Source organism: Streptomyces sp. NPDC029151 (assembly GCF_055564315.1).
The window spans coordinates 672,225-699,086 of sequence record NZ_JBVHWQ010000002.1 but is presented as its reverse complement, the minus strand read 5'-3'; the positions used below and the strand labels follow the sequence as shown (position 1 = coordinate 699,086).

Genomic DNA, 26,862 nt, shown 5'->3' with positions numbered 1-26,862 from the left:
GCCCACCGTGCTGTTGAGAACCCCCCGCGCACTCCTGTCCCTTCTCGCCGTCTGCGTCACCCTCGCCGCGCTGTTCCTCGGCGCCGGCGCGCCCCCGGCCGCCGCCGCGGGCTCGCTGCCCTGTGACCTCTACGCCGCCGCCGGCACGCCCTGTGTCGCCGCGCACAGCCTGGTCCGGGCGCTCTACACGTCGTACAACGGGCCGCTGTACCAGGTGCGGCGGGCCAGGGACGGGGCGAAGACGAACATCGGGCTGCTGTCCGCCGGCGGGTACGCCGACGCCGCCGCGCAGGACTCCTTCTGCTCCGGTACGACCTGCATCGTCACCGAGATCTACGACCAGTCCCCGCGCCACAACGACCTCACGATCGAGGGCGCCGGAGGGGCCGGGGCGGCCGATGTGGGGGCGCCCGCGGACGCCCTGCCGGTGACCGCCGGCGGCCACCAGGTCTACGGCCTGGAGATCTCCGCCGGCATGGGCTACCGGGACAACTCCACCTCCGGCGTGGCCGTGAACGGGCAGGCCGAGGGGATGTACATGGTGACCTCGGGCACGCACGTCAACAACCGCTGCTGCTTCGACTACGGCAACGCCGAGACCACCAACACGGACACCGGCAACGGTCACATGGACGCCATCAACTTCGGCACCGAGTGCTGGTTCTCACCCTGCTACGGACAGGGGCCGTGGGTCCAGGCCGACCTGGAGAACGGGCTGTTCCAGTCCGACGCCGGCCACAGCAGGAACCCCTCCGACACCGGGACCGGGCCGCTTCCCTTCGTCACCGCGCTGCTCAAGAACAACGGCCGGGACCATTTCGCGCTGAAACGCGCGAACGCCCGGTCGGGCGGGCTGACGACCACCTATTCCGGGGGCGAGCCCACCGCGGGCGGTTACTCGCCGATGCACCAGGAGGGCGCGATCGTCCTCGGCACCGGCGGCGACAACAGCAACGGTTCCATCGGCTCCTTCTTCGAGGGCGTGATGACCGCCGGCATCCCCACCGACGCCGCCGACGACGCCGTCCAGGCCGACATCGTCTCCGTCGGCTACGGCGGCCCGACCGGCAGCACCGGCACGCTCGGCCCCGGCTCGGAGATCTCCCTGCGCGCCACGACCTCCTGCTGCACCGGCGAGTACGTCCGCCACCAGAACGACGCGGCCGTCATCTCCACGGTGACGTCGGGCAGTTCGTCCCTGGACAGGAACGACGCCACCTGGATCGTTCGGCGCGGGCTCGCCGACAGCTCCTGCGTCTCCTTCGAGTCCCGGAACTACCCCGGTGACTTCCTGCGCCACTACGACTACCGGGTCCGCCGGCAGCCCATGGACGGCACCGCACAGTTCCGGGCCGACGCCACCTTCTGCCCGCGGGCCGGCGAGAACGGCACCGGCACCTCGTTCGCGTCGTACAACTACCCGACGAGGTACCTGCGCCACTACGACCACAACCTCTACATAGCGAGCAACGGCGGAGGCAACGCCTTCGACAGCGCCGCCTCCTGGGCGGACGACGTCAGCTGGGCGGTCACAGCGCCCTGGGCGCCGTAGCCGCCGACGGCACCGGCCCGTCACCGCCGGCCGGGAGGTCGGCGGTGACGGTGAAGCCGCCGCGCGGTGCCGGGCCGGCCGTCAGGGAGCCGCCCGCCGCCGCGAGGCGCTCGGCCAGCCCCTTCAGCCCGGTACCGCCCCCGCCCCCGCCGGCGAAGGCGCCCCTGCCGGTGCCCGCGTCCGTGTCGGTGACGGTGCCCGTGCCGTCGTCCGAGACCGTCAGCCGGACCCGCTCGGCGGCCCCTGTCACGGTGATCTCACAGCGGCTCGCGCGGCTGTGCCGGACGACGTTGGTGACCGCCTCGCGCACCACCCAGCCGAGCAGCGCCTCGGTCTGCGGGTCGAGCGGTGCCCCGGTCTGGCGGACCACCACCCGCACGCTCGCCGCGTTCAGCGCCGACCGGGCCCGGGTCAGCTCGGTGGCCAGGCTGCCCTCCCGGTAGCCGGTCACCGCCTCCCGGATCTCGGTGAGCGCCTGCCGCCCCACCGACTCGATGTCCGAGATCTGCGCCAGCGCCGCGTCCATGTCGCGGCGGGCCAGCCGGCGGGCCGCCTCCGACTTCACCACGACCACCGACAGCGTGTGCCCGAGCAGATCGTGCAGGTCCCGGGAGAACCGCAGCCGCTCCTGCTCCACCGCGCGCCGGGCCAGCTCCTCGCGGGCGGCCCGCAGCTCCCGTACCGCCTCGGACAGGCTGAGGATCGCGGCGGTCACCATGGCGGAGATGAAGGTGCCGTAGCCGATGCTGGTCGCGTCCTCCCAGCCGTCCTGGACGGCGGTGACGGCACCGGCGTACACCGCGAGCACGATGCCGGTGCGGCCCAGCCACGGCCCGCGCAGGACGGCTCCGGCGGCCAGGCCCAGCAGCGGGAAGAACATCAGCCAGCTGCCGCCGTAGCCGAGGGCCAGGCCGGTGGTCAGCAGGCCCATCAGACCCAGCGCCACCCGGGTGGAGGCCGACTCCCGCTTGGCCCGGTCGAAGGCGCGGAAGGTGACGTAGACGTAGAGCGAGTTGAAGGCCAGCAGGCCCAGGCCGCCGATCCACGGGTTCGGGGTCCGGCCCTGGAGCAGATGGGAGAAGGAGCCCATGCCCATCAACAGCCAGGGCAGCAGGGCGAAGCCGGTGGGCGGCGGGCCCGGATCGTCCACGGCGGCGCCGCTGCGCCGGGCGGCCTTGGCGCGCCGCATCTCCTCCCGCCACTGAAGCCGTTCCGCCTGCAAGGCCGCCAGCCGGCAGCGCAGTCTCCGCCACCACGTCATCTCGTGTCCCCCGTTCGAAGCCTTCGTCTCTCCCCGCCCGGTCACGGCGGGGGCAGCACAGCGTACGGATCGAACGGTACGGAACGGGGCCCGGCCCCCGGCAGAGACGCCTGTGGGGAGTCCCGCAGTACATTCGTCCCGGGCTGACGCGGCGTCAGGAGCCTTCACAACTGTGGAGCGCTCGGCTATACAGAGGGCGCCGGACTGGAACGCGTTCTAGGTCCGCTCGTGGACGACCTCGGTGCGGCCGACGGTGCGGACGTCCGCACCGAGGTCTTGAGACCCGTCAGGAGCCCCATGCCCATCGACGCAGCCCAGGCACTCGCCGCCGAGCCCCGCTCGGGAGAGATCTCCTGGACGCGCAAGGACGTCCTGCTCTACCACCTCGGCATCGGCGCGGGCGTCCCCGCCACGGACCCCGACGAACTGCGCTACACCCTGGAGTCCCGGCTGCACGTCCTGCCGAGCTTCGCCACCGTCGCGGGCGCCGGCTCGCCCGGGGTGATCAGCGGACTGTCCATGCCGGGCGTCGACGTCGAACTGGCCAAGGTCCTGCACGGCGGCCAGACCCTCACCCTGCACCGCCCCCTCCCGGCCGAGGGCACCGCCACCGCCACCAGCCGCATCGCCGCCGTGTACGACAAGGGCAAGGCCGCCGTCCTCGTCCTGCGCACGGACGTCACCGACGCCGACGGCCCGTTGTGGACCAACGACGCGCAGATCTTCGTACGGGGAGAAGGCGGCTGGGGCGGCGACCGGGGGCCGTCCGCCCGTCCGGAACCGCCCGCGGGGGAGCCGGACCGGGTCGTCGAGCGGCGCCTGCGTGAGGACCAGGCGCTGCTCTACCGCCTGTCCGGCGACTGGAACCCCCTGCACGCCGACCCGGAGTTCGCCAAGCCCGCCGGCTTCGACCGCCCCATCCTGCACGGGCTGTGCACCTACGGCGTCACGCTCAAGGCCGTCGTGGACACCCTGCTCGGCGGCGATGTGAGCCGGGTGCGGTCGTACACCACGCGGTTCGCCGGGGTGGTGTACCCGGGGGAGACCCTGCGGATGCGCATGTGGGCCCGCGAAGGTTCCGTGCGGATCGCCGTGAGCGCCGTCGAACGCGACGACGCGCCCGTCCTCGCCGACACCGTCGTCCGGCATTCCTGACAGACCGCGAGGGGAGCCGCACCATGCGCGCAGCCGTACTGCACGAGACCGGCCAGGAGAAGCTGGAGGTCCTCGACGACGTCGAGGCGGTGGGCTTTGGTCCCGGAAAGGTCAGGGTCCGGGTGCGCGCCACCGGACTGTGCCACTCCGACCTGTCCGCGATGAACGGGGTGCTGCCCCAGCCGGCCCCCTTCGTGCCCGGTCACGAGGGCGCCGGGGAGATCCTGGAGGCGGGGGACGGCGTACGGCACCTGAAGCCCGGGGACCGGGTCGTGTTGTGCTGGCTGCCGGCCTGCGGCGCCTGTCCGGCGTGCGGGCGCGGGCAGACCCAGCTCTGCCTGGCCGGGTTCATGAACGCGGGCACCCCCAACTTCCGGCGCCCCGGCGGCGACCTGTTCGGCTTCGCGGGCACCGGTACCTTCGCCGAGGAGGTCGTGGTCGACGCCGGCTGCGCCGTGCCGATCCCCGAGGACGTGCCCTTCGACATCGCCGCCCTGATCGGCTGCGGGGTGACCACCGGACTCGGTGCCGCGCTCAACACCGCGGACGTCGCGGCCGGTTCGTCGGTCGCCGTCATCGGGTGCGGGGGCGTGGGCATCTCCGCCGTGCAGGGGGCGCGGCTGAAGGGCGCCGCCGAGATCGTCGCCGTCGACCCGGTCGCCTCCCGGCGCGAGTCCGCGCTGAAGTTCGGTGCGACCAGGGCCGTTTCGCCGGAGGAGCTGGCCGGCGAGAAGCAGCGGGTGACCGGCGGCGAGGGCTTCGACTACGTCTTCGAGGTCGTCGGCAGGTCCGCCACCGCCCGCACCGCCTACGAGAACACCCGGCGCGGCGGCACCCTCGTCGTGGTCGGCGCCGGCGCCATGGACGACTTCCTCCAGCTCAGCATGTTCGAGCTGTTCTTCGACGAGAAGCGCATCCTGCCGTCCCTGTACGGCGGCGGCGACGTGCTGCGCTCCTACGCGCGCACGATCGCCCTGTGGCGGGCCGGCCGCGTCGACCTGGCGGGCCTGATCACCCACCGGGTGCCGCTCGCGGGGATCAACGAGGCACTGGACCGGATGCGTACCGGGACCGCCCTGCGCACCTGTATCGAGATCTGAGGAAGCCGGCCGATGTCACTGCCACTCTCGGGACTCTCCGCGATCGTCACCGGCGCCGGGCGCGGGCTCGGCCGGGCCGAGGCCCTGGAACTCGCCCGGCTCGGCGCGGCCGTCGTCGTCAACGACTACGGGCAACCCGGCCGGGACGGCTCGGGCGCGGCGTCGGCGGGCCCCGCCGAGCAGGTCGTCGAGGAGATCCGTTCGGCCGGCGGCACCGCCGTACCGCACACCGGGGACGTCGCCGACTTCCGGCAGGCCGGCGAGCTGGTCCGGCTGGCGGCCCGGGAGTTCGGCAAGCTGGACATCCTCGTCAACAACGCCGGCATCCTGCGCGACCGCATGGTCTTCTCCATGACGGAGGACGAGTGGGACTCCGTGATCCGGGTCCACCTCAAAGGCCACTTCAACACCACCCGCTTCGCCGCCGCGCACTGGCGGGAGCGGTCCAAGGCGGCCGGGGCGGCGGTGTACGGGCGGATCGTGAACACCTCCTCCGAGGCCTTCGTGGCCGGCTCCGCGGGCCAGCCCAACTACGCGGCGGCGAAGGGCGGGATCGTCGGCCTGACCACCTCCACCGCCCTCGCCCTCGCCAGGTACGGCGTCACGGCCAACGTCATCTGCCCGCGCGCCCGGACGCGGATGACCGAGGACGTCTTCGCGGGCCTGCGGGGACCCGACGGGGAACTGGACCCGCTGGCCCCCGCGCACGTCGCCCCGCTCGTCGGCTACCTGGCCTCGCCGGCCGCCGCCGGGATCAACGGACAGCTGCTCGTCGTCCACGGCGGCATGGTGGCCGTACTCGAACGGCCGCGCGTGGCCGCCAAGTTCGACAGCGAGCAGGAGACCTTCAGCTACGAGGAACTCGACGCGCTGCTCACCCCGCACTACGCCGGCCGGCCGGAGGGGGAGACGTTCGCGGCGGCGGAGGTGCTCGGGCTCAGGCGGGGCTGAGGCGCGGCCGGGCACGGCAGGGCGGAGATACGGCGAAGGGGGCGTCCGCCACGCGGACGCCCCCTCTTCTTCACTACCGTCAGGCAGCCGCCTCGGCCGTCTCCTGGACCGGCTTACGGTGCCGGCCGTGCGGAGTCGACTCGCTCTCCTGGGCCGCAACCGGACCCCGGTGCCGGCCGTGGCCGGCGGTCTCGTAAGAGTCGGCAGACAGCTGCTCAGTGGTGCTGGTGTCGCTCATCGGACGTATTCACCCCGTCAACATGATCTTTCGTACAGCCGGGCGAGTGTAACCGGCACACCACGGTGCGAATCCAGGCGCACACGCCAACCGCCACTAGTTCGTTACAAGACGTGCCAGAGGCGCCTGTTGCAACGGCACGGGACGGGTCACGACCGGCACCGGAGCATCCGCTTCCGCAGGCACCGTCACCTCCGCCGCCACCTCCGCCGCCACCCCTGCGGTCACCTCCGCCGGCACGTCCGCCGTCGTCCCCGGGGTCCCGTCGGCCGTACCGGCAGCATCCGCCGCGCCCCTCGCATCCACCGCGCCCACCGCATCCACCGTGCCCGCCGCGTCCGCCACCTGGGACACCCCGCACGGCGTCGCCCGGGTCGCGTACGGCAGCCGCAGCACCCCGTCCCGGGTCCACACCCCGGCCCCCGCGAGCCAGCCCTCGGGTGCCGCGAGATGGCGGACCCGGCGTTCGGCCGGCCGCCAGGTCCCGACCCAGCTGCCGGACGCGCCCTCGATCCTGAGGCCCACCGCGCAGTTCTCCGGCATCAGCACCTGCCCGGGCTGGATCGCGAACGGGGTCACCGCGCACTCCGGCACCCGCAGGCACTCCGGGAACCGCACCGGCAGGGTGCTGCCGAGCACCCCCCAGCCCAGTCGTTCCTCCCCCGGGGAGGGCGCGTCGGAGGAGATCAGCAGCAGTCCGCTGTCCGGGTCGGCGAGCAGCAGCCGGTCGTCGCTGCCGTCCGCGATCTGCAGCAGCGGCGAGACCTCCCCGCGCTCCAGGTCCACCACGACCGTCTTGGTGCGCCCGCCCAGCTCCCGGTCGAGCGCCAGCATCCGCCCGGCACCGTCCAGCCAGACCCCGCCCGAGCAGCGCCCCGGCACCTCGGCGAGCCGCTCGGGCCCGAACGCCCCGCCCGCCACCAGCCACACCGCGCCGGAGCGGGGCCCGGCCGCGAGGGCGTACGCCCGTACGCCCCCCGGCGCCGGCGGCAGCAGGGTGAGCCGGGTGCCGGGCTCCGGGGACTCCACCGCCCCCAGCGGCAGCTCCCCGGTGCCGGGACCGGTCGGGTACAGCAGCGAGAAGGCGTGCCGCCCGGCCACCAGCCGGTGGATCAGCACGCGCCCGTCGCCCATCGGCTGCACCTCGGTGCCGGGCTCCTCCGGCTGGTTGCCGGGCAGCGGTACGGCGTACGGCTCCGGGCCGTCCAGGGTCCAGCGCTCCGGGAACCAGGCGTCGCCCTCGCGCGCGAGCCGGGCGGCGTACGCGCCGTCCGCCGTGATCACGCACCCCGCCTCCGGCACGCCGCCGGTTCCCTCCGTGGACGGAGCTTCGATCGCACAGGCCGTCATCGCTTCGTCACCTCCGGCGAAGAAGCTAGTTTTCGCACGCACAGGCGGGGGACCGGCCATCTCCGGCTTCACACGTACGGGTGGTGCAGAAGCGATTCACCTGAGGAAACCGGGGCGTGTGTGCTGACCGGGGACAGACCGGACGCATGCGGTACAGCCCCGCCGAACAGCCAGGTAGCCTTGGGCCGTGCCCCGTCTGTCTGAAGTCATCGCCGCGCTGGAGAACCTGTGGCCCGCCGAGCGGGCCGAGTCCTGGGACGCGGTCGGCACGGTGGTGGGCGACCCCGACCAGGAGGTCACCCGGGTGCTGTTCGCCGTCGACCCCGTGCAGGAGATCGTCGACGAGGCGGTGAAGCTGGGCGCCGACCTGCTGGTCACCCACCACCCGCTCTATCTGCGCGGCACGACCACGGTCGCGGCCACGCACTTCAAGGGCCGGGTCGTGCACACGCTGATCAAGAACGACATCGCGCTGCACGTCGCCCACACCAACGCCGACACCGCCGACCCGGGTGTCTCCGACGCCCTCGCCGGAGCCCTCGACCTGAGGGTCGTACGCCCCCTCGTGCCGGACCCGTCCGACCCGCACGGCTGCCGGGGTCTCGGCCGCGTCTGCGAACTCGACCACCCGCTCACCGTCCGCGAGCTGGCCGCCCGGGCCGCCGAGCGGCTGCCCGCCACCGCGCAGGGCATCCGGGTGGCCGGCGACCCCGAGGCCGTCGTCCGCACGGTCGCCGTCAGCGGCGGCTCCGGCGACAGCCTCTTCGAGCACGTCCGCGCCGCCGGTGTCGACGCCTTCCTCACCGCCGACCTGCGCCACCACCCGGTGTCGGAGTTCACGGCGGCCGGCGGCGCCGGCCCCCTCGCGCTGCTCGACGCGGCGCACTGGGCCACCGAGTGGCCCTGGTGCGAGCTGGCCGCGGGCCAGCTCGACGAGATCTCCGACCGCCACGGCTGGGACCTCCGCGTCCACGTCTCCAAGACGGTCACCGACCCCTGGACCGCCCACGCGGCGTCCACCACCTCTAGCTAAACAGGAGCCCCCAACTGAACGCCGCGCCCGCCGACCAGATCCGCCTCCTCGACGTCCAGGACCTCGACGTCCGCCTGCAGCAGCTCGCGTACAGGCGGAGGTCCCTGCCGGAGCACGCCGAGATCGAGTCGCTGACGAAGGACCTCACGCAGCTGCGCGACCTGCTCGTGGCCGCGCAGACCGAGGAGAGCGACTGCGCCCGCGAGCAGACCAAGGCCGAGCAGGACGTCGACCAGGTGCGCCAGCGCGCCGCCCGCGACCAGCAGCGCCTGGACTCCGGCGTGGTCACCTCGCCGAAGGACCTGTCCAACCTCCAGCACGAGATCGCCTCCCTCGCCAAGCGGCAGGGTGACCTGGAGGACGTCGTCCTGGAGGTCATGGAGCGCCGCGAGGCCGCGCAGGAGCGGGTGAGCGAGCTGACCGAGCGGGTCGGCTCCGTCCAGGCGAGGATCGACGACGCGACCGGCCGGCGGGACGCGGCGTTCGAGCAGATCGACGGCGAGGTCGCCACGGTCACCAAGGAGCGCGAGGTCGTGGCGGCCTCCGTCCCCGCGGAGCTGCTGAAGCTCTACGACAAGCTGCGCTCGCAGCAGGGCGGGGTCGGCGCGGCCAAGCTGTACGCCCGCACCTGCCAGGGCTGCCGGCAGGAGCTGGCCATCACCGAGCTGAACGAGATCCGCGCGGCGGCGCCGGACACGGTGGTCCGCTGCGAGAACTGCCGCCGCATCCTGGTGCGCACGGCCGAGTCGGGCCTGTAGGGGCGTCGGGGGCGCTGGGCGTGCGGGAGTTCATCGTCGAGGCCGACGGCGGGTCGCGGGGCAACCCCGGGCCCGCGGGCTACGGGGCCGTGGTCCGTGACGCGGCGACGGGGCAGACGCTGGCGGAGGCGGCCGAGTACATCGGCGTCGCCACGAACAACGTCGCCGAGTACCGCGGCCTGGTGGCCGGCCTGCGCGCCGCCCACGCCCTGGACGCCGGCGCGACGGTGCACGTCCGCATGGACTCCAAGCTCGTCATCGAGCAGATGTCGGGCCGCTGGAAGATCAAGCACCCCTCGATGAAGCCCCTGGCCACCGAGGCACGCGCCGTGTTCCCTCCGGACCGGGTCGCCTACGAGTGGATCCCGCGGGAGCGGAACAAGCACGCCGACCGCCTGGCCAACGAGGCGATGGACGCGGGCGCGAAGGGCCGGCAGTGGTCCCCGTCCGAGTCCAGGGCGGCCCTGGACACCCCGCCCGCCGCCCCCGAGCCGCCGGGCCCGCCCGGGGACGCGGCGGGGGGCGCGGCGAGGGCCCGCGCGGCGCTGGCGGAGGGCCGGACCGCCGGCCGGGAGAAGCCGGTGGCGGCTCCTGCCGAGGACGACGTCGAAGCGGAGGCGGTCCGCGCGACGGAGGCCACCGCGGCGGCACCTCCCACCGGGCGGCACCTGCCCAGCAGCCCCGGCTGGAGCGCCGCCCCCGACCTCGGCGCCCCCGCCACGCTCGTCCTCCTGCGGCACGGCGAGACCCCGCTCACCCCGCAGAAGCGCTTCTCCGGCAGCGGCGGCAGCGACCCCGCCCTCTCCGCCGCCGGCCGCGAGCAGGCGCACCGCGTCGCCGAGGCGCTCGCCAGGCGCGGCACGATCCAGGCGGTCGTGGCCTCCCCCCTCACCCGCACCCGTGAGACCGCGGAGATCGTCGCCGCCCGCCTGGGCCTGGACGTGACCGTCGAGGGCGGCCTGCGGGAGACGGACTTCGGCGCCTGGGAGGGCCTGACCTTCGGCGAGGTCAAAGAGCGCCACCCGGACGACCTGAACGCCTGGCTCGCCGACCCCGGGGCCCGCCCCACCGGAGGCGGCGAGAGCTTCGCCGAGACGGCCACCCGGATCGCCGCCACGCGGGACGAGCTGGTCGCCGCGTACGCGGGCCGCACGGTCCTGCTGGTCACGCACGTCACACCGATCAAGACCCTCGTCCGCCTCGCCCTGGGCGCCCCGCCCGAGTCGTTGTTCCGGATGGAACTCTCGGCGGCCTCCCTGTCGGCGGTGGCGTACTACGCGGACGGCAACGCGAGCGTCCGGCTCTTCAACGACACGTCCCATCTGCGTCCCTGAGCGTCCCTGGGCCCACTTGCGTTCCTGGCCCCGTCCCCGGGCCCACTTGCGTCCCTGAGCGCACCTGGGTCCCTGGCCCCGTCCCCGGGCCCACTTGCGTCCCTGTGCGCACCTGCGTCCCTGGGCCCACTCGCGTCCCTGAGCGCACCCTTGTCCCCAGGCCCACCGGCGTCCCCGGGTCCTCCGGCGTCCCCGAGCCCACCTGCGTCCCTGAGCCGGCCGGCGACCCCGAGCCCGGCCGCCGCCCGCGCCAGCCCCTCGATCCGGCCCCAGTCCCGGGCCGCCACCGCGTCCGCCGGGACCATCCAACTGCCGCCGACACAGCCGACGTTGGGCAGGGACAGGTACTCCGGCGCGGTCTCCGGCCCGATCCCGCCGGTCGGGCAGAACCGGGCCTGCGGCAACGGCCCGGCGAGCGACCGCAGATAGGCCGTGCCGCCCGCCGCCTGCGCCGGGAAGAACTTCATCTCCCGCACCCCCCGCTCCAGCAGCGCGACCACCTCCGAGGCGGTCGACACCCCGGGCAGGAACGGCACCCCGGCCCCGCGCATCGCCGCCACCAGCGCCTCCGTCCAGCCGGGACTGACCAGGAACCGCGCCCCGGCCGCCGTGCACGCCGCCACCTGCTCCGGGGTGACCACCGTGCCCGCGCCGACCACCGCCTCCGGCACCTCGCCGGCGATGGCGCGCACCGCCTCCAGGGCCGCCGGGGTCCTGAGCGTGACCTCGATCGCGGGCAGCCCGCCCGCCACCAGCGCCCGGGCCAGCGGTACGGCGTCGGCGGCGTCGGCGAGCACGACCACGGGCAGGACGGGGGCGAGGTCCAGTACGGAGGCAGCCGGAAGGGAGGGCAGCGGCGAGGTCATGCCCTCATCGTGCCCAGCGGCGGCATCACACGCAATGATCGTTGCGCATATTGCAACGCATGCTCAGTGGATCTCGTCCACCAGCACGTCCAGCGCCCACGCCTTGCCCGCCTTCCCGGGCGCCTCCGCCTCCACGGCGTACCCCAGCCCGCGCAGCGCCGTCACCAGCTCGGCGGGATCGCCCGGCGCGGTCCCGGCGGTCAGCAGGCTGCGGACGATGCGGCCCTTGGTCGCCTTGTTGAAGTGGCTGACGACCTTCCGGGTCGGCGCGTGCAGCACCCGTACCGTCGCCGTCCGCCCGGCCACCTCGCCCTTCGGCCGCCACGCCGCCGCGTACGCCGAGGACCGCAGGTCCAGCACCAGCCCCTCCCCGGCCGCCTCCGGCAGCACCTCCGCCATCGGCGCCCGCCAGTGCCCGGCCAGCGCGCCGAGCCCCGGCAGCCTCACGCCCATCGAACACCGGTAGGAGGGGATCCGGTCCGTCACCCGAACCGCGCCCCACAGACCGGAGAACACCAGCAGCGACTCCGCCGCGCGCCGGCGGGCGGCCGCGTCCAGCGTGGCCAGGCCCAGGGCGTCGTAGAGCACACCGGTGTAGACCTCCCCGGCGGGGCGGGTGCCGGCCGTGCGCAGCCCGGCGTTCTTCGCGACCTCGCCGCGCAGCCCCTCGCTCAGCCCGAGCACCTCGCGCGCCTTCTCCCCGTCGGCCGCGCACAGCTCCACCAGCTCGCCGAGCACGGCCTCCCGCGCGGCCGTCAGCCCCGGCAGGGACAGCGACGCAAGCTCCAGCGGGGCACCCTCGCCCGGGTTCGCCTTGCCTTCCGACGGCGGCAGCAGGACCAGCACCACGTACTCCTCACATAGACCTCCGCGCCAGGGTACGGCGTGCCGCCCGCCCGCCCCCGGCCTACGCTCGCTGTATGCCCCGCCGCAGGATCCGCGTCACCGGCGCCCCCGAGGCCCCGCTCCGGGCCGCGCTCACCGCGCTCCGCGCCGAGCTGGGCGTCCCGGAGGACTTCCCGGCGAAGGTCCGGCAGGCGGCCGAGGAGGCGGCCAGGGACCCCGCCCTGCCGCTGGGCGACGCGACGGACATCCCCTTCTTCACCCTCGACCCGCCCGGCTCGCGGGACCTGGACCAGGCCGTCCACCTCTCCCGGAGGGGCACCGGCCACCGCGTCCGGTACGCCATCGCCGACGTCGCCGCCTTCGTCGCCCCCGGCGGCCCGCTGGACGCGGAGGCGCACCGCCGGGTGACCACCCTGTACTTCCCCGACGAGCGGATCCCCCTGTACCCCGCCGTGCTCAGCGAGGGCGCGGCCAGCCTGCTGCCCGGCCAGACCCGCCCGGCCGTGCTGTGGACGGCCGACCTGGACGAGGAGGGCCGCACCCTCGCCGTGGACGTGCGGCGGGCCCTGGTCCGCAGCCGGGCCCGGCTCGACTACGCGGGCGTGCAGCGCGACATCGACGCCGGGACGGCCGAGGAACCGGTGGCACTGCTCAAGGAGGTCGGGGAGGCGCGGGAGCGGCTGGAGGCGGAGCGCGGCGGCATCTCCCTGCACGTGCCCGAACAGGAGATCATCGAGTACGACCACGCCTACGCGCTGCGCTACCGCGCCCCGCTGCCCGCCGACGGCTGGAACGCGCAGCTCTCCCTGCTCACCGGCATGGCCGCCGCCGATCTGATGCTCACCCACGGCACCGGCGTCCTGCGCACCCTCCCGGCCGCCCCCGACGGGGCGGTGGCCCGGCTGCGCCGTACCGCGATCGCCCTGCGCATCGACTGGCCGCACCACATGTCGTACGCGGCGCTCGTGCGCCACCTGGACCCGTACGACCCGCACCACGCGGCCTTCCTCCAGGAGTGCACCAGGCTGCTGCGCGGCGCCGGGTACACCGTCTTCCGGGACGGCGAGCCGCCCGCGCACACCCTGCACGCGGCCGTCGCCGCGCCCTACGCCCACTGCACCGCCCCGCTGCGCCGCCTGGCCGACCGCTACGCCTCGGAGCTGTGCCTCGCCGCCGCGGCCGGGCAGTCCCCGCCCGACTGGGTGCTCGCCGCGCTGGACGCGCTGCCCGCGCGGATGGCCGAGGGGTCCCGGCTCGCGGGCACCGTCGAACGGGAGTGCGTCGACCTCGTGGAGGCGGCCCTGCTCAAGGACCGGGTGGGGGACGTCTTCGACGGCTGCGTGGTGGACGTCGACGAGCACGAGCCGACCGTGGGGACCGTCCAGGTGCTCACCCCGGCGGTCGTCGGCCGTGTCGAGGGCGACCACCTGCCGCTCGGCGAACGCCTCGGCGTCCGCCTCGCCCGGGCCGACCCGGGCACGGCGAAGGTCCTGTTCACCGTGGCGTGAGGGCCTGCACGAGGGCGCCGGGGTCGTCGGCGTGCAGCCGCACCGTGCCGACCCGCCGGCGGCGGCCGAGGAGGCTCGTGTGGACCACCGGCTCGGCGAGTTCCAGCGTCACCGTGGTCCGGGAGCCGACGGGCAGGTCCAGGGCGTCCCCCTCCGGCTGGTGCGTGGTCCGGGTCTCCCGGCGTACGGCGGCGATCCCGGCCAGCGGGATCCGCAGGTCCACGTGGGCGCCGTACCGCACGCGCAGCGCGTCCGGGGTCAGCACGTGCGGGCGGACCACGGAGGCCGCGTGCAGGCCGACGACGAACAGCACCGTGTAGACGTCCAGCACCAGCATCACGTCGTGCGCCACGGGCATGTCGCGCAGCATCACGGCCACCCCGGCCGTCTCCACCACGCACACGAAGGCCAGCCCCAGCATCGTCGCGCCCTGCCCGCGCGCGTACCCGAACGCCCGCCCGCCGGCGGTGCCGTGGGTCCGCCGGGCCAGCCACAGCACCAGCCCGGCGAACAGCCGCATCTCGTGCCGGGCCAGCCGGTACACCACCGTCATCCTGCCTCCCCCGTAAGAATCTGCAGCGTACGACGAACCACCTCGGCCTGGGCCGGGGCGAAGTCGGCGTAGAGGGCGCTCAAGAACCCGCTCTCGCCGACGGCGACACGACCCGTCACCAGCCCGGCGGGTACGCAGTCGGCCAGCGCCCGTGCCGCCCGCTCCACGCGCGGGTCGTCGGGCGAGGCGTCCGCCAGCGCGTCCAGCAGCGCGTACGCCCGCCGGGCGCGCGCCACCGCGTCCGGGTCGTCCAGGGCGCCGCGCAGCACGGAGAACAGCCGCTCCCGCTCCTCGGGCGGCGCCCCCGCGTCGACCAGGGCCAGGATCTCCCGGTCCTTGGCGGCCATGGGGGAGTCGCCGGCGGGCAGCGCGGCCAGCAGGCCGGCCAGCCGGGGGGACACGGGCCCCTCCGCGGGCAGCTCCCCGGCCTCCAGCAGCACCCGCAGCCGCTGCCGCCGCTCCCGGATCTCCGCCTCCTGCCGGGCCAGGTCCGCGTCCAGCTCGGTCAGCACCTCGGCGAGGTCCTTGCCGGCGTCGTCCGCGAGCACGTCCCGGACCTCGCCGAGACCGAGGCCCAGCTCCGTCAGCCGCCGGATCCGGGCGAGGACGACGGCGTGACGCAGCGTGTACCGGCGGTAGCCGTTGGACAGCCGCTCGGCTTCGGGCAGCAGGCCCAGATGGTGGTAGTGCCGCACGGTCCGCGTCGTGACGCCGACGGCGGCGGCGAGTTCTCCGATCCGCATGGGATCAGTACAGACGTTGACGTTACGGCGGGGTCAAGAGCGGGCGCTCCGGGTGCCGGGCGCCGGGTCGGGTGGGGCCGCGGCCTGCCCGGCCGGAGTCGGGCCGCGGCCCGCCGGGTGCGGAGCCGGCGCACCAGGGGCCGGCCAGGCCCTCACCGCCCGTCCGTCGCCTGCCCAGGCCGTGAAGGCGTCCGGGCGGACGAGGAGCCCCCTGGGGCGGGGCCGGCCGGGCAGGCGGTCGGCCGGCGACCAGGGCGGGAGGGCGGCCGGCGGTCCACGGCGCGGTGGCCGACCGGTACCATGGTCGGCACGGCAGACGAGCCGGGCGGACGGCCGCGTGGAGTTCCCTCAGGGGGCTTCCCGAGGAACGTCCGGGCTCCACAGGGCAGGGTGGTGGCTAACGGCCACCCGGGGTGACCCGCGGGACAGTGCCACAGAAAGCAGACCGCCGGGGATCTCGGTCCTCGGTAAGGGTGAAACGGTGGTGTAAGAGACCACCAGTGCCCAGGGTGACCTGGGCAGCTAGGTAAACCCCACCCGGAGCAAGGTCAAGAAGGGGCCGCCTTTCGCAAGAGGGGCGTCCCTGCGCGGACGATCGAGGGCTGCCCGCCCGAGTCCGCGGGTAGACCGCACGAGGCCGGCGGCAACGCCGGTCCTAGATGGATGGCCGTCGCCCCGGCGTCCGCGAGGACACCGGGGAACAGAACCCGGCGTACAGCCCGACTCGTCTGCCGCCCGGGGCTACCGGCCGGCGAGACGCAGGCCAGGTGCCGGGGGATGCGCATCCTCATGTGAGGGGCGCGCCGTCGCGGAGGTACAGCGGCCGTCCCGCGTCCACTGCCTTCAGAGCGTGCTCGAACCGGCGCCGGATGCGGTCCCGGAGGCGACCGGCGGCTTCGGCGGCCGTGACGAAGGCGGCTTCGGACAGCTCGTCGTCTCGTGGCCGTAGCCGTTCGGCCTGGTCCTCGTCCAAGGTGCCACCGTCGAAGATGAAGGCGAGCTGATCGTCCCAGGGACCGTGCGGGGCCACCCAGTCCACCACCAGCAGCCCGAGCAGCGTGAGCCGTATGCCGAGTTCCTCCATCAGCTCACGGCGTGCCGTGTCCTCCGGCGGCTCGTTGGCCTCCGCCATCCCGCCGGGCAGATCCCAGCCCGGTTTGTAGGTGGGGTTCACCAGGAGCACACGGCCGTGCGGGTCCCGCAGCAGCACATCGGCCGCCACGCGCTTGCGGGCCTGCTTGGCGTTGCCTTCCGCGAGGTACGCGTTCCAGGCGGCCGTGTCGGCGGGGTCGGGTGGTGTGGGTCTCATGGGGTGGTCCGTCCTGGGACAAGCCCGCTCCCCGGACAGGGCGGCCCGCCGTTCGTGTGCCGGGCCGTCAGCGGTACCTCTCGTAGTCCCAGAAGCGGCGGGCGGAACGGGCCTGTCGGAGCTGGAGGACGGCGCCGGCCAACAGCGCGTGGGCGGCTGTCGATCGTGGCACGGGGTCGAGTCGGGGGGAGCCGGCCGTGACCTGGGCCTGGTCCGCGAGGTCCGACGCCGCCTCCAGTGCTGCGTGGACGCGTGAGCGGTGCCAGGCGTCCCGGTCGTCCGGCAGGTGTCCGTCGGACGTGTTCTCCACCGCCTGGGCGAGGGCGCGCACGGCCTCTTCCAGCGTCGTCTCGTTCATGAACACGTCCGCGTCGCCCGGATCACACGTCTCCTTCAGGTGCCGGTCCAGCCACCCGCCGTCCCGTACCGCGGTGTGTATCTCCTCCAGCAGGTCGTTCCAGGTGGAACGCAGGAGCGGCACGATCGCTTCGGGCATCAGGTCGTCGTCACGCATGCGGGGCAGTGTGCCCGGGGGTACGCGGTACGCACCACCGCGGCGGCGTCCGTGAGTTGCGCGGGCGCCGGTACGAGCGCTGTGGCGCCGGGAGTCCGAGCCGGCCCTTCCGCCCCTCGGCCCCGCTCCCGCGCATGCGGGCCTCACACGAACAACGGCACCGGATTCAGCTCCTCGTACGCCGTCGGTTCCGCAAGGCGCCCGAGTGCCACCGGTACGTCGAACAGGCGGCCCGGGGCGAAGCGGGACCAGAAGTGGCGTAGGCCCGGGATGATCACTTTCACCACCGGCAGGTCCAGGTCGGGGCGGCGCTGGTCGAGGACCAGGAGGTCCAGGCCCTTGGCGCGGACCAGGTCGGTGACGGCGTGGACGTCGTCCAGGAGGTCGGGGTGGTGCGGGGTGTGCCAGTGGGCGGGGGTGCGCGGGGCCTGGCGGGGGTCGGGGGTCAGGTAGGGCTGGTCGGTCACCGTGGCGTGCTGCCACCAGTGGCGTGGTTCGGGGTCCTGGATGCGGTAGCCGGAGCCGTCGGGGCGTGCGTCGCAGACCGCGGGGAGGAGCTGGCCCATCTCGGTGAGGGCGCGGCGCAGGGCGATCCGGGGGTCGAAGTGGGCGCCGAAGCCGAAGATGACGTCCTCGGCCGGTTTGTCGCGGCGGCGGGAGAGCGCCGCCATGACCGGGATGCCGAAGTCCGAGGTGAGGTCGAGGACCCACAGGTCCCGGTGGACGCCGTGGTAGCCGTCGCGCAGCCGCTCCACGTACGGCTCGTCGAAGGCGTCCAGGTCGACCGCGGGCTGACGGGTGCGGTTGTACCACCACAGGGCGACCGCGTCCCGCTCGACCAGTTCGAGGAAACCCTGCAGGAGGGCGTCCTCGGGGCTGCTGCCGGCGGCGTTGCCGTTGGAGTCGGCCCACAGGCCGTCGTCGTGTTCCGGTCCCGTGCCGGCGCCCGTGAAGTAGAGCAGGGACGTGGGCAGCAGGCGCCGGGTCCGGTGGGTCAGGGACCAGACGGGGGTCCAGTCGGTGGGCCGGTTCTCGTCGAAGGGGGTGCTCACGTGCTGGAAACGGGAGTGCGCGGCGTTCCAGCGCTCCCGCTCGGCGAACTGGCGCCGCGCGTACAGCTGGCAGTCGTTCGGGTGCACGGCCACCGGGCCGAGGTCGCGGTAGGAGGCCCGGACCACCGGTTCGTCGCCGTGGCGGGTCCCGCTGTAGCGCTCGACCGCCTCGCACAGGGCGCTGGTGCGGGCCTCCGTCTCGGTCAGGCCCTTGCCGCCGCTGAGCGCGCGCAGTCCGGAGCGCAGCCCGGCGAGCGTCGCGGACCCCATCGCGAGGTTGTGGCCGGAGACGTAGGAGGTCACGAAGTCGGGGCAGCCGCCCGCCGGCCGGATCTCCTTGACGACGCCGGTCACCGGGTTCACCAGATGGCCGTACCGGCTGAGCATCTGCCGGGCCGTCAGCGCCCGGTGGCCGCTGCCGTCGGTGACCGCCTTCGGGCGTGAGACGGGCCGGAACGGGGCGCGCACCTGCCGGGCGACCAGACCGGGGTCCCCGCACACGGGGCACTGCGGGCGCCGGCTCACCGGGTGCGAGGCGGTGCGCAGCCGGACCGTGTCCAGCGTGCGGATGTGCCCCTGCTCCGGATCGCGCACCCCGGCCAGCCACTTCGCCGTCTCCAGGACGGCGATGCCGGCGGCCAGGGTGCGTCCGGTGGTCAGGGACGCGACGGGGCGGGGGAGCGGTCCGTCGAGCCCGAGGGCCCGCTGGACCGGCACCTCGGACCGGCGGTGCCCGCGCAGCCGTACGGAAAGGCAGTGCCAGCAGGGGCTCTCGGCGTCCGCAGGCCGGAACAGCGGGCCGACCCAGGGGTCCGCGCCGCACAGCGCGGCCAGCAGCCAGGGCCGCCCGGAGGCGCGGTGGGCGGCGTCCACGGCGGCGAGTTGCGGTGCCAGGTAGTCGTCGCACAGGACGAGGGACAGGTCGGCGTCGCCCCCGGGCGGGGCGAGGGTGATCCCCTCGGCGCGGCAGGCCTCGATCACGGCGGCCGGGGACACGCCGGGCAGCGCCTCGATCGCGACGGTGGCGCCCGCGAGGGCCGTCGCGGCGCGGCCGCCGTCGAGGCCGATCAGGTCCCAGTAGGCCTCGGCCGCCGGGTCCGTGTGCCGCTGCCCGGGAGCGCTCCAGCGCAGCAGTCCCGCGCCGTCCAGGGCGCGCAGTGCCGCCTCGGCGTCCTCGCCGCCGAGGACCGGGGCGGCCTCGCTGAGGACCGCGCTCGGGCTGCGCGAGCCGTCGAGGAGCGGTACGAGGACCTCGGCCTGGGGGCCGTGCAGTGCGGTCACGCCGCGGCGTGACACCAGGTAGGTGGCGTCGTCCGGCAGGACCGTGGGGCGCAGATGGCCCTTGAAGCCCACCAGGACGCCGTCCCCCGTGTCGAGCACGGGGGACCGGTCCGTCCGTCCCGACCGCTCCGTCCGTCCTTCGGAAGGTGTCATGCGTCGAGCCGTCCCGCTCTCCGCGCGGCGGCCGGGACCAGGGTCTCGGCCTGGATGCAGAACGTGGAGAGCACGACCGTGTGGTCCGCCACCGAGTCGAGGTCCTCGATCACGAGGGCGGCCCGGGCGGGGCGGGAGGAGACGGTGCCGTCGGCCCCGACGGCCTTCAGCTGGATCCCGGAGGAAAGCATGTCCATGACAGTGTCCCTGGTGGTGAGTCGTTCCTGGCGGTGAGAGGTGTTTCGCCGTTCCTCGGCTGTGCCCTGCGGTGCTCCTGGGAAGATTCTGCGAAGTCCGCGCAACTGCGCCCAGTGCCGGTGTCATCACTGCGAGATGAAGAATTCATGCGGCTCGGGCGCCGGGCGGTCTCAGGTGGTCCTTTAAGGCTCCGCTTGATCACGGTGATCCGGGGGCGGACCCGTGGTTACGCTCGCGGAACCACCCCACCCGCCCTGTCCGCGTCCCCTCTCCGGGCTTCGTACGCGAGGACACGCGAGGAAGAAGGCCCCTGTGAACGCCGTGACCACAGCCCCGCCCTACGGCCAGGTGCTCCGGCTCGACGAGCTGTTGAGCGCCGCCCGTGTCCACGACGACGACGTGGACCACGTCCTCTTCATGGCCACGCACCAGTCCTGCGAGATCCTCTTCGCCGTCGTCACCCGCCACCTGGAGGAGGTGCGCGCGGCGCTCGACGCGGGCGACGCGGACCTGGCCGTGCGCCGGGCCGCCCCGCTGCCCCGGATCATGTCCGTGCTCACCGGGCACTTCGACGTGCTGGCCACCCTCACCCCGGCCGCGTTCCAGGACATCAGGACCGCCCTCGGCGACGCCAGCGGCTTCCAGTCCGCGCAGTGGCGTGAGATCGAGTTCCTCTGCGGCCTGCGCGACACCCGCTACCTGACCACGGCCGGGTTCACCGAGCAGGACCGGGCCCGGCTGCTCGCCCGGCTGGAGGAGCGCTCGGTCGCGGCGGCCTACCGGGAGTTCGCCGACGGCTGTGCGGACCGCGCCGCCGTCGAGCGGGTGCGCCTCGCCCTCCTGGAGTTCGACGAGGCCACGGCCGTCTGGCGGGCCCGGCACGGCGCGCTCGCCGAGCGCTACCTCGGCACCGCCGCCGGCACCGCCGGGTCCGAAGGCGCCGCCTACCTGTGGCGTGCCGCCCTGCGCAGGGCCCTGCCCGAGGTCTGGACACCCCTGTCGTGACCTCCGCCAAAGTGACCTCCGCCAAAGTGACCTCCGGCGCCGTGACCTCCGGCGCCGCGGCCTCCACTGCTGCAATCCCCGCTGCCGCCGCCCCCTACCCCGCCCGCACGGACCTCGACCGCGCCTACTCGCCCAGCTCGCGCGTCACCGACCTCGACGTCCACCTCACCCGGTACGCCGGCGACAGCGCCCGGGCCCGCGCCGAGCTGACCGCCCACCTGGACCTGCCCTGCGGTCCCCGGCCCGAGCAGCGGCTCGACCTGTTCCCGGCCGCCGACCCGGCCGCCCCGCTCTTCGTCTTCGTGCACGGCGGCTACTGGCAGGAGCTGAGCAAGTCCGAAGCCGCCTTCGCCGCCCGGGACTTCGTGGCCGCCGGCATCTCCTTCGCCGCCCTCGGCTACGGCCTCGCGCCGCGCCACCGCATGCGCGACATCACCGCCTCCGTCAGCGACGCGCTGTACCGCGTCGCCACCGGACGCGCCCGGCTCCCCGTCCGGCCCGGCGCCGTTCACCTCGGCGGCCACTCCGCCGGCGCCCACCTCGTCGCGAGCGCGCTGCTCGACGCCGGCGACCGGCGGGCACCCGGCACGTTCGCCTCCGCGACGCTGCTCAGCGGCGTCTACGACCTGGAACCCCTGCGCCACACCTACGTCAACGACGCCCTCGGCATGGACGCCGCCGAAGCCCGCGACTGCAGCCCGCAGCTCCGCGTGCCCGCCTGCCTGCCCCCGCTCGTCGTCGCCCTCGCCGAGAACGACACCGACGCGTTCGCCGCGCAGCACCACCGCTTCGTGGCGGCGGCCCGCGCGGGCGGCACCGAGGTGACCGATCTCGTCGTCCCCGGACGCCACCACTTCGACCTCCCCTTCGACCTCGCCGATCCGGACACGCCGCTGGGTGCCGCGGTGCTGCGGATCCGGTGAGCGCGCCGGGCCCCGTGAGCCCGGTGCGCCGGTCGCTGGTCCAGGAGCTGCTGCCGCCGTACGCCGCCGGGGCCGAGACCCGTGCCGACGCCCCGGCCGAGCTCCTGTTCCCCGAGGAGCGGGCCGCGGTCGCCGGGGTGAGCGAGGGGCGGCGCCGCGAGTTCACCACGGTCCGCGGCTGCGCCCGGCGCGCCCTGGCCGCGCTCGGGCACGCCCCCGTGCCCCTGGTCCCGGACCCCCGGGGCGTACCGCGCTGGCCGGCCGGGGTCGTGGGCAGCATGACGCACTGCCGGGGGTACCGGGCCGCCGTGGCGGGGTGGCGACGCGACGTGGGGGCCCTGGGCGTGGACGCCGAGCCCTCGCTCCCGCTGCGCGAGGGCGTGCTGCACACCGTCTCGCTGCCCGGGGAGCGTGAGCGGATCGCCCTGTTGCAGGCGGAGCACCCGCACGTCGCCTGCTGGGACCGGCTGCTGTTCTGTGCCAAGGAAGCCGTGTTCAAGGCGTGGTTCCCCCGGACCCGGCGCGAGCTGGGCTTCCGGGACGTGGTGGTCACGTTCGACGGGGCCGGACGGACGTTCCGCGCCACCGTCGTCACCGGCGAAGGCCCCGGCACAGGTCCCGACGAAGGCTTCGGCGAAGGTCCCGGCGAAGGCTTCGGCGAAGGCCCTGACGGAGGCCCCGGCGAAGGCTTCGGTGAAGGCGCCGGCGAAAGCTCCGGCGAAGGCCCCGGTCAGGGCCGCGACTTCGGCGGCCGCTGGGTCGCCCGGGACGGGCTTCTCGTCGCGGTCGCCTTCGCCGGCGCGGCTGACCGGTGAGTTTCGGCGGGGACTTAAGGGCGTGGTGAGGGCGGCACCGCGGTTTTTACGCTGGCGTCGCCCGGAAGTCCGCGCCGGTTCTCCCGCCCCCGTTCGTCCCCGCCCGTTCTCCGCCTCATCAACGTCATCACCATCATCACCGTCATCACCTTCACCGTCATCACCTTCACCGTCATCACCCTCACTCCCTCACCGTCCGCCCCCGCCGGTTCCCGCCCGTTCGCCCCGTCGCCGTCCCAGGAGCAGCCATGGCCCACGTCCCGCATCCCAGCTCTGTGTCCGGCGCGGTGCGCCCCGTCGCGGAGGCGTCCGTCGTCCACATGATCCTCCGGCACGCGCGGACCCGGCCCGACGCGCTCGCGGTGCGTTCGACGCAACGACGGCTCACGTACCGGGAGTTGTGGCGCAGAGCCCTCGTCGTGGCGGCGGCCCTGGACGAGGCCGGGGTCGGCGCGGGGGACCGGGTGGCGCTCCTGGCCGGCCGTACCCCGGACACCGTGGTGGGCGCCCTCGCCGTGATGGCGCTCGGCGCGGCCTACGTGCCCATCGACCCCGAGCACCCGGGCGACCGTACCGCCGCGGTGCTCGCGGGGGCGGCCCCCGCCGCGCTGCTGCACTCCGGCCCCGGCGGGACCGAGGACCTGTCCGCGCCGGCGTCGATGCCGTACGTCGACATCGCCGCCCTGCCGGACGCCGACGCACCCGGTCTCCCGGGCGCCCTGCCGGGCCCCGAGGACATCGCGTACATCGTGTTCACGTCCGGCTCGACCGGTACGCCCAAGGGTGTCCGGGTGCCGCACGCCTCCCTCGCCAACTACGTCTCCTGGTGCGGCGACCTGGTCGGCTCCGAGGGCATGGGCAGCCCGCTGTTCGGCAGCCTCGGCTTCGACCTGGCGATGACCTCGCTGTGGGTGCCGCTCTCCCAGGGGCGCACCGTCGTGACCGTATCCGGGCTGTGGGACCAGCGGACGCTGTTCGGCGAGCGCCCGGACGACCCGTACACCTTCGTGAAGATGACGCCCTCGCACGCCCGTTTCTTCGACGTCCTCGCCGAGCCGCCCCGCTACGACCGGGTGACACGGCTGCTGATGTTCGGGGGCGAGGGGCTCGACCCGGCGCTCGTCGCCTCCCTGGGCGACCGCCTCGACGGGGTCCGCCTCGTCAACCACTACGGGCCGACCGAGACCACCATCGGCTGCTGCGCGTTCCGCTTCGACCGTACGACGGTGCCCGCGACGCCCACCGTGCCGATCGGCCGGCCCGCCTGGAACACCCGGGCGTACGTCGTGGACGAGCAGTTGCGTCCGGTACCGGCCGGCAGCCCCGGTGAACTCGTGATCGCCGGGCGGGCGGTCGCCGCCGGCTACCTCGACCCGAAGCGGTCGGGGAACCGGTTCATCGACGAGGCCGAGCTGGGCGGGCCCGCCGGGCGCGCCTACCGCACCGGTGACGTGGTGGAGCTCCGCCCCGACGGCACGCTGCTCCACCTGGGGCGCGGGGACGACCAGTTGAAGGTCAACGGCCACCGGATCGAGCTCGGCGAACTCCGCCACCACGTGCTGTCCGTGCCGGGCGTCGCCGACGCCGCCTTCGACATCGTGCGCGGCCCCATCGACACGCTGGAGCTGTTCGTACGGCCCGTCGCGGCCGGCCCCGCCGGCGGCCCGGCCGGTGGTCCGGGCGGCGACCTGGCCGGCACGGTCCGCACCGCGCTCGCCTCGGTGCTGCCCTCGGCCCTGGTACCCGAGGCCGTGTACACGGTGCCGGAGATCGTCGTGAACGCCAACGGCAAGTGCGACGTGGCGGCGACCCGCTCCCTCGTGCTCGGGTGAGTCGTCCGTGCTCGGGTGAGTCCGCCGTGCTCGGGTGAGTCCGCTCGGGCGGCCGTCAGCGACTGGTCAGTGATCCGTCAGCGCGGGTCGGGATCCTTGGAGATGCCCGGACGACACGAACGGGCGACCGAATCGGACACGACCTGGAGCGTGCGACGTGGCGAACCCCTTTGACGACCCGGACGGAACCTTCCTGGTGCTGGTCAACGACGAGGGCCAGCACTCCCTGTGGCCCGCCTTCGCGCAGCGCCCCGCCGGCTGGACGGTGGCCCTGGACGAGACCTCCCGCGACAAGGCGCTCGCGTACGTGGAGGAGCACTGGACCGACCTGCGCCCGCGCAGCCTGCGCGGCCCGTCCGCCGACGCCCCGGCCGCCTGACGGGTCCGGCCCGGGGCGAGGGAGCGGCGGTGACAGCGGTGGAATGGGCGATCGAGGCCGAGGGCCTGTACAAGCGGTACGACCGGCGGCACGTGTCCGGCGGAGTCGATCTGGCGGTGGCCCCGGGCACCGTGCTCGGCCTGCTCGGCCCGAACGGGGCGGGCAAGACGACCACCGTCAGAATGCTCTCGACCCTGCTCGCACCCGACGGCGGCCGGGCCCGGGTGGCCGGGTACGACGTGGTGCGCGAGCCGGCCGAGGTGCGGCGGCGCATCGGGCTGGCCGGGCAGTACGCCGCGGTGGACGACATGCTCACCGGGCGGGAGAACCTCGCCCTCATCGGCACCCTGAACCATCTGGGACGCCGGGCCGCGCGCGCCCGGGCGGCCGAGTTGCTCGACCGGTTCGAGCTGACCGCCGCCGCCGACCGCCCGGCGCGCACCTACTCGGGCGGCATGCGACGCCGCCTCGACCTGGCCGCCTGCCTGGTGGCCACTCCGTCGGTCCTCTTCCTCGACGAGCCGACCACGGGCCTCGATCCGGTCAGCCGCTCCCAACTGTGGGACGCGGTGCGCGCGTTGGTGGCCGACGGGGTGACCGTGCTGCTGACCACCCAGTACCTGGAGGAGGCCGACGTCCTCGCCGACCGGATCGCGGTCATCAACACCGGCCGTGTCATCGCCGAGGGCACCCCCGAGGAGCTCAAGCGCAAGGCGGGGGAGGAGCGGCTGGAGGTGTCCCTCACCCGGCCGGAGAGCGTGGCCCGGGCCGCCGAGGCGCTGCGCCGGGTCGCCCCCGGCGAGCCCTCCGTGGACGCCGAGGACGGCACCGTGTCGATCGTGCTGAGCGACGGCATGGAGAGCATCGAGGCCGCCGCGGCCGCGCTGCGGCAGGCGGACGTCACCGTCGCCGACTTCGCCCTGCGCAGGCCCACTCTGGACGACGTGTTCGTCTCTCTCACCGGCAAGTCGGTCTAGACGTACGGCGACCGACGCCAGCAGCACATCCACGGGGGCTTTCCTATGCAACGCATCCACTTCACCCCTGCCGATTTCGCCCGGGTCCGGCTGCGCACGAGTGCCGGCCCGGTCGTGGAGAGCGCCTTCGCGTACGGGCTGCTCGGGCGCGGTGTCAGCGCGCCGTTCGCCCGCTGGCGCAGCCAGGTCGGGGAGCGGCTCACCCAGTGGCCGCTGCCGCTGAGCGGTGGCAGCGCCGCGCCCGGCCTCGACGGACTGCTCGACCTCATCGAGCACAGCGCCCGCAGCGTCAGCACCGAGACCCCCGCCGCCCGGGCGGCGTCCGGGCCGCTCTTCCATCCGGCGGCCGGCGACCTGTCCCTGGTGTGGCGGGCCGCCGTGGCCCCGTACTGGGAGCAGCTGCTGCACTACCTGGAGGCGGAGTGCGAGGCCCGCGGCCGTGTGCTGATGGCCGGCGGGGTCGAGCTGCTCCTGGCCACCCTCCACTCGAAGATCACCTGGCGGGCCCCGGTCCTGGAGATCGCGGACGGCCCGGACGAGGACGTCAGCCTCGACGGCCGTGGCCTGGTCCTCACGCCGTCCGTGTTCCTGGCCCACCGGCCGGGCCGGATCACCCGCCGCCGCGCCGAGAACGGCCCGGTCGTGCTCGCGTTCGCCGCGCCGCCCGACACCCACCAGGCCGCCGGTCTGTGGGACGAGCCCGACGACAGCGGGCAGTCGCTCGGCGCGCTCGTCGGACAGACACGGGCCGCCGCGCTGCACGCCCTGCGCAGCAGCTGCACGACCAGTCAGCTCGCCGACCGGCTCGGCATCTCCGCGGCGGGCGCCAGCCAGCACACCGCGGTGCTGCGCCGGGCCGGCCTCATCACGACCCGCCGCATCCGCAACATGGTGCTGCACACCCTGACCCCGCTCGGCGTGGCCCTCCTCAAGGGCATGTCCCCGCGCCCGGCGGCCCCCACCGCCGTACGCGCCGCGGCCCGCCGCCGTCCGGCGGGCGCGGTGGTACGGCACCGGGACCCGCACCCGGTCGTCGACCTGACGGCACGCACGACGCCGGCGGCCTGAGCGGCCCCGGCCCCGCGGACAGCGGGGGGGGGGGGGGGGGGGGGGGGGGGGGGGGGGGGGGGGTTGGGGGGGGGGGGGGGGGGGGAGCGGGGGGGGGGGTAGCCGCCC

General features: G+C 74.7%; 25 protein-coding genes, 1 other RNA gene and 1 pseudogene. 16 read left to right on the top strand and 11 right to left on the bottom strand.

Annotation, left to right across the window (positions count from 1 at the left end):
- The first annotated feature begins 7 nt into the window (after nt 1–7).
- Complete coding sequence (locus ACZ4VF_RS10865) at nt 8–1,552, top strand: alpha-L-arabinofuranosidase B (protein ID WP_467924861.1); 1,545 nt, start codon at nt 8–10, stop codon at nt 1,550–1,552.
- Here the strand turns inward: ACZ4VF_RS10865 and ACZ4VF_RS10860 are convergent.
- Nucleotides 1,530–2,813 carry a sensor histidine kinase gene (locus ACZ4VF_RS10860; protein ID WP_467924859.1) on the bottom strand — a complete coding sequence of 428 codons (1,284 nt, stop codon included), beginning with the start codon at nt 2,811–2,813 and terminating at the stop codon, nt 1,530–1,532. The two genes, ACZ4VF_RS10865 and ACZ4VF_RS10860, sit on opposite strands and share 23 nt — an antisense overlap.
- 297 nt (nt 2,814–3,110) lie before the next feature.
- Between ACZ4VF_RS10860 and ACZ4VF_RS10855 the strand changes: the two genes are divergently transcribed.
- Genes ACZ4VF_RS10855 through ACZ4VF_RS10845 form a run of 3 tightly spaced genes read left to right on the top strand, consistent with a single transcriptional unit; the run spans nt 3,111 to nt 6,019 of the window.
- On the top strand, nt 3,111–3,968 hold the full coding sequence (locus tag ACZ4VF_RS10855; protein ID WP_467924857.1) for a MaoC/PaaZ C-terminal domain-containing protein: 858 nt from the start codon (nt 3,111–3,113) through the stop codon (nt 3,966–3,968).
- A gap of 23 nt (nt 3,969–3,991) precedes the next feature.
- A complete protein-coding gene (locus tag ACZ4VF_RS10850) occupies nt 3,992–5,068 on the top strand; it encodes a Zn-dependent alcohol dehydrogenase (protein WP_467924856.1) in 1,077 nt (358 codons plus the stop codon).
- Nucleotides 5,069–5,080: 12 nt separating this feature from the next.
- The gene (locus tag ACZ4VF_RS10845) at nt 5,081–6,019 is read left to right on the top strand and encodes a 3-oxoacyl-ACP reductase (protein WP_467924854.1); all 939 of its coding nucleotides are present in this window, start codon (nt 5,081–5,083) and stop codon (nt 6,017–6,019) included.
- Nucleotides 6,020–6,353: 334 nt separating this feature from the next.
- Here ACZ4VF_RS10845 and ACZ4VF_RS10840 read toward each other — a convergent pair whose 3' ends face one another.
- Nucleotides 6,354–7,607: a hypothetical protein gene (locus ACZ4VF_RS10840; RefSeq protein WP_467924852.1), complete on the bottom strand. Its 1,254-nt coding sequence runs from the start codon at nt 7,605–7,607 to the stop codon at nt 6,354–6,356.
- 187 nt (nt 7,608–7,794) lie between these two features.
- Between ACZ4VF_RS10840 and ACZ4VF_RS10835 the strand changes: the two genes are divergently transcribed.
- Genes ACZ4VF_RS10835 through ACZ4VF_RS10825 form a run of 3 tightly spaced genes read left to right on the top strand, consistent with a single transcriptional unit; the run spans nt 7,795 to nt 10,732 of the window.
- Nucleotides 7,795–8,640, top strand: a complete 846-nt coding sequence (locus ACZ4VF_RS10835) for a Nif3-like dinuclear metal center hexameric protein (RefSeq protein WP_467924850.1) — start codon at nt 7,795–7,797, stop codon at nt 8,638–8,640.
- A 14-nt stretch (nt 8,641–8,654) separates the two neighbouring features.
- On the top strand, nt 8,655–9,398 hold the full coding sequence (locus ACZ4VF_RS10830; RefSeq protein ID WP_467925609.1) for a zinc ribbon domain-containing protein: 744 nt from the start codon (nt 8,655–8,657) through the stop codon (nt 9,396–9,398).
- 20 nt (nt 9,399–9,418) lie between these two features.
- On the top strand, nt 9,419–10,732 hold the full coding sequence (locus tag ACZ4VF_RS10825; RefSeq protein ID WP_467924848.1) for a bifunctional RNase H/acid phosphatase: 1,314 nt from the start codon (nt 9,419–9,421) through the stop codon (nt 10,730–10,732).
- Nucleotides 10,733–10,941: 209 nt separating this feature from the next.
- Here the strand turns inward: ACZ4VF_RS10825 and eda are convergent.
- Together eda and yaaA are read right to left on the bottom strand one after the other, a co-directional pair.
- A pseudogene (gene eda, locus ACZ4VF_RS10820) lies at nt 10,942–11,598 on the bottom strand (bifunctional 4-hydroxy-2-oxoglutarate aldolase/2-dehydro-3-deoxy-phosphogluconate aldolase); the annotation flags it as partial.
- Nucleotides 11,599–11,661: 63 nt separating this feature from the next.
- A complete protein-coding gene (yaaA, locus tag ACZ4VF_RS10815) occupies nt 11,662–12,444 on the bottom strand; it encodes a peroxide stress protein YaaA (RefSeq protein ID WP_467924846.1) in 783 nt (260 codons plus the stop codon).
- A 74-nt stretch (nt 12,445–12,518) separates the two neighbouring features.
- Between yaaA and ACZ4VF_RS10810 the strand changes: the two genes are divergently transcribed.
- Complete coding sequence (locus ACZ4VF_RS10810; RefSeq protein ID WP_467924845.1) at nt 12,519–13,952, top strand: RNB domain-containing ribonuclease; 1,434 nt, start codon at nt 12,519–12,521, stop codon at nt 13,950–13,952.
- Here the strand turns inward: ACZ4VF_RS10810 and ACZ4VF_RS10805 are convergent.
- Both ACZ4VF_RS10805 and ACZ4VF_RS10800 read right to left on the bottom strand, forming a co-directional pair.
- Nucleotides 13,939–14,505, bottom strand: coding sequence for a hypothetical protein (locus ACZ4VF_RS10805; protein WP_467924844.1), 567 nt, complete (start codon nt 14,503–14,505; stop codon nt 13,939–13,941). The two genes, ACZ4VF_RS10810 and ACZ4VF_RS10805, sit on opposite strands and share 14 nt — an antisense overlap.
- Nucleotides 14,502–15,248: a MerR family transcriptional regulator gene (locus ACZ4VF_RS10800; protein WP_467924842.1), complete on the bottom strand. Its 747-nt coding sequence runs from the start codon at nt 15,246–15,248 to the stop codon at nt 14,502–14,504. Before ACZ4VF_RS10800 ends, ACZ4VF_RS10805 begins: the two co-directional genes overlap by 4 nt.
- A gap of 317 nt (nt 15,249–15,565) precedes the next feature.
- Here ACZ4VF_RS10800 and rnpB point away from each other — a divergent pair.
- Nucleotides 15,566–15,979, top strand: an RNA gene (gene rnpB / locus ACZ4VF_RS10795) — RNase P RNA component class A.
- Nucleotides 15,980–16,035: 56 nt separating this feature from the next.
- On the opposite strand, the gene ACZ4VF_RS10790 is transcribed toward rnpB, so the two are convergent.
- The 4 genes from ACZ4VF_RS10790 to ACZ4VF_RS10775 form a co-directional block, all read right to left on the bottom strand.
- Entirely contained in the window at nt 16,036–16,557 is a 522-nt protein-coding gene (locus ACZ4VF_RS10790) for an NUDIX domain-containing protein (RefSeq protein ID WP_467924841.1), read from the bottom strand.
- A gap of 67 nt (nt 16,558–16,624) precedes the next feature.
- A complete protein-coding gene (locus ACZ4VF_RS10785) occupies nt 16,625–17,071 on the bottom strand; it encodes a hypothetical protein (RefSeq protein ID WP_467924839.1) in 447 nt (148 codons plus the stop codon).
- A 143-nt stretch (nt 17,072–17,214) separates the two neighbouring features.
- The gene (locus ACZ4VF_RS10780; protein ID WP_467924837.1) at nt 17,215–19,557 is read right to left on the bottom strand and encodes a TOMM precursor leader peptide-binding protein; all 2,343 of its coding nucleotides are present in this window, start codon (nt 19,555–19,557) and stop codon (nt 17,215–17,217) included.
- On the bottom strand, nt 19,554–19,754 hold the full coding sequence (locus tag ACZ4VF_RS10775; RefSeq protein WP_467924835.1) for a hypothetical protein: 201 nt from the start codon (nt 19,752–19,754) through the stop codon (nt 19,554–19,556). The genes ACZ4VF_RS10780 and ACZ4VF_RS10775 overlap by 4 nt, the downstream gene beginning before the upstream one ends.
- A 313-nt stretch (nt 19,755–20,067) precedes the next feature.
- Between ACZ4VF_RS10775 and ACZ4VF_RS10770 the strand changes: the two genes are divergently transcribed.
- The 3 genes from ACZ4VF_RS10770 to ACZ4VF_RS10760 are packed head-to-tail and all read left to right on the top strand — an operon-like array spanning nt 20,068 to nt 22,498.
- Complete coding sequence (locus ACZ4VF_RS10770; protein WP_467924833.1) at nt 20,068–20,760, top strand: tryptophan 2,3-dioxygenase family protein; 693 nt, start codon at nt 20,068–20,070, stop codon at nt 20,758–20,760.
- Nucleotides 20,757–21,683 (top strand): alpha/beta hydrolase, encoded by a 927-nt coding sequence (locus tag ACZ4VF_RS10765; protein WP_467924831.1) that lies wholly within the window; start codon nt 20,757–20,759, stop codon nt 21,681–21,683. The genes ACZ4VF_RS10770 and ACZ4VF_RS10765 overlap by 4 nt, the downstream gene beginning before the upstream one ends.
- The gene (locus ACZ4VF_RS10760) at nt 21,680–22,498 is read left to right on the top strand and encodes a 4'-phosphopantetheinyl transferase family protein (RefSeq protein WP_467924829.1); all 819 of its coding nucleotides are present in this window, start codon (nt 21,680–21,682) and stop codon (nt 22,496–22,498) included. Before ACZ4VF_RS10765 ends, ACZ4VF_RS10760 begins: the two co-directional genes overlap by 4 nt.
- 14 nt (nt 22,499–22,512) lie before the next feature.
- Here the strand turns inward: ACZ4VF_RS10760 and ACZ4VF_RS10755 are convergent, their stop codons facing one another.
- Nucleotides 22,513–22,674: a hypothetical protein gene (locus ACZ4VF_RS10755; protein WP_467924827.1), complete on the bottom strand. Its 162-nt coding sequence runs from the start codon at nt 22,672–22,674 to the stop codon at nt 22,513–22,515.
- 72 nt (nt 22,675–22,746) lie between these two features.
- Here ACZ4VF_RS10755 and ACZ4VF_RS10750 point away from each other — a divergent pair, with 72 nt between their 5' ends.
- The 4 genes from ACZ4VF_RS10750 (at nt 22,747) to ACZ4VF_RS10735 (ending at nt 26,754) form a co-directional block, all read left to right on the top strand.
- The gene (locus ACZ4VF_RS10750; RefSeq protein ID WP_467924825.1) at nt 22,747–24,330 is read left to right on the top strand and encodes an amino acid adenylation domain-containing protein; all 1,584 of its coding nucleotides are present in this window, start codon (nt 22,747–22,749) and stop codon (nt 24,328–24,330) included.
- 157 nt (nt 24,331–24,487) lie between these two features.
- Complete coding sequence (locus tag ACZ4VF_RS10745) at nt 24,488–24,709, top strand: MbtH family protein (protein WP_467924823.1); 222 nt, start codon at nt 24,488–24,490, stop codon at nt 24,707–24,709.
- A 38-nt stretch (nt 24,710–24,747) separates the two neighbouring features.
- On the top strand, nt 24,748–25,686 hold the full coding sequence (locus ACZ4VF_RS10740) for an ATP-binding cassette domain-containing protein (protein WP_467925607.1): 939 nt from the start codon (nt 24,748–24,750) through the stop codon (nt 25,684–25,686).
- A 45-nt stretch (nt 25,687–25,731) separates the two neighbouring features.
- On the top strand, nt 25,732–26,754 hold the full coding sequence (locus ACZ4VF_RS10735; RefSeq protein ID WP_467924821.1) for an ArsR/SmtB family transcription factor: 1,023 nt from the start codon (nt 25,732–25,734) through the stop codon (nt 26,752–26,754).
- Nucleotides 26,755–26,862: the final 108 nt, after the last annotated feature.

Coding starts and splice junctions, on each gene's coding strand:
- ACZ4VF_RS10840 (WP_467924852.1), bottom strand. CDS start 7,607: ATGACGGCCTGTGCGATCGAAGCTCCGTCCACGGAGGGAACCGGCGGC.
- ACZ4VF_RS10800 (WP_467924842.1), bottom strand. CDS start 15,248: ATGCGGATCGGAGAACTCGCCGCCGCCGTCGGCGTCACGACGCGGACC.
- ACZ4VF_RS10785 (WP_467924839.1), bottom strand. CDS start 17,071: ATGCGTGACGACGACCTGATGCCCGAAGCGATCGTGCCGCTCCTGCGT.
- ACZ4VF_RS10850 (WP_467924856.1), top strand. CDS start 3,992: ATGCGCGCAGCCGTACTGCACGAGACCGGCCAGGAGAAGCTGGAGGTC.
- ACZ4VF_RS10750 (WP_467924825.1), top strand. CDS start 22,747: ATGGCCCACGTCCCGCATCCCAGCTCTGTGTCCGGCGCGGTGCGCCCC.
- ACZ4VF_RS10775 (WP_467924835.1), bottom strand. CDS start 19,754: ATGGACATGCTTTCCTCCGGGATCCAGCTGAAGGCCGTCGGGGCCGAC.
- ACZ4VF_RS10780 (WP_467924837.1), bottom strand. CDS start 19,557: ATGACACCTTCCGAAGGACGGACGGAGCGGTCGGGACGGACGGACCGG.
- ACZ4VF_RS10860 (WP_467924859.1), bottom strand. CDS start 2,813: ATGACGTGGTGGCGGAGACTGCGCTGCCGGCTGGCGGCCTTGCAGGCG.
- ACZ4VF_RS10810 (WP_467924845.1), top strand. CDS start 12,519: ATGCCCCGCCGCAGGATCCGCGTCACCGGCGCCCCCGAGGCCCCGCTC.
- ACZ4VF_RS10805 (WP_467924844.1), bottom strand. CDS start 14,505: ATGACGGTGGTGTACCGGCTGGCCCGGCACGAGATGCGGCTGTTCGCC.
- ACZ4VF_RS10755 (WP_467924827.1), bottom strand. CDS start 22,674: ATGACGGTGAAGGTGATGACGGTGAAGGTGATGACGGTGATGATGGTG.
- ACZ4VF_RS10790 (WP_467924841.1), bottom strand. CDS start 16,557: ATGAGACCCACACCACCCGACCCCGCCGACACGGCCGCCTGGAACGCG.
- ACZ4VF_RS10855 (WP_467924857.1), top strand. CDS start 3,111: ATGCCCATCGACGCAGCCCAGGCACTCGCCGCCGAGCCCCGCTCGGGA.
- ACZ4VF_RS10845 (WP_467924854.1), top strand. CDS start 5,081: ATGTCACTGCCACTCTCGGGACTCTCCGCGATCGTCACCGGCGCCGGG.
- ACZ4VF_RS10735 (WP_467924821.1), top strand. CDS start 25,732: ATGCAACGCATCCACTTCACCCCTGCCGATTTCGCCCGGGTCCGGCTG.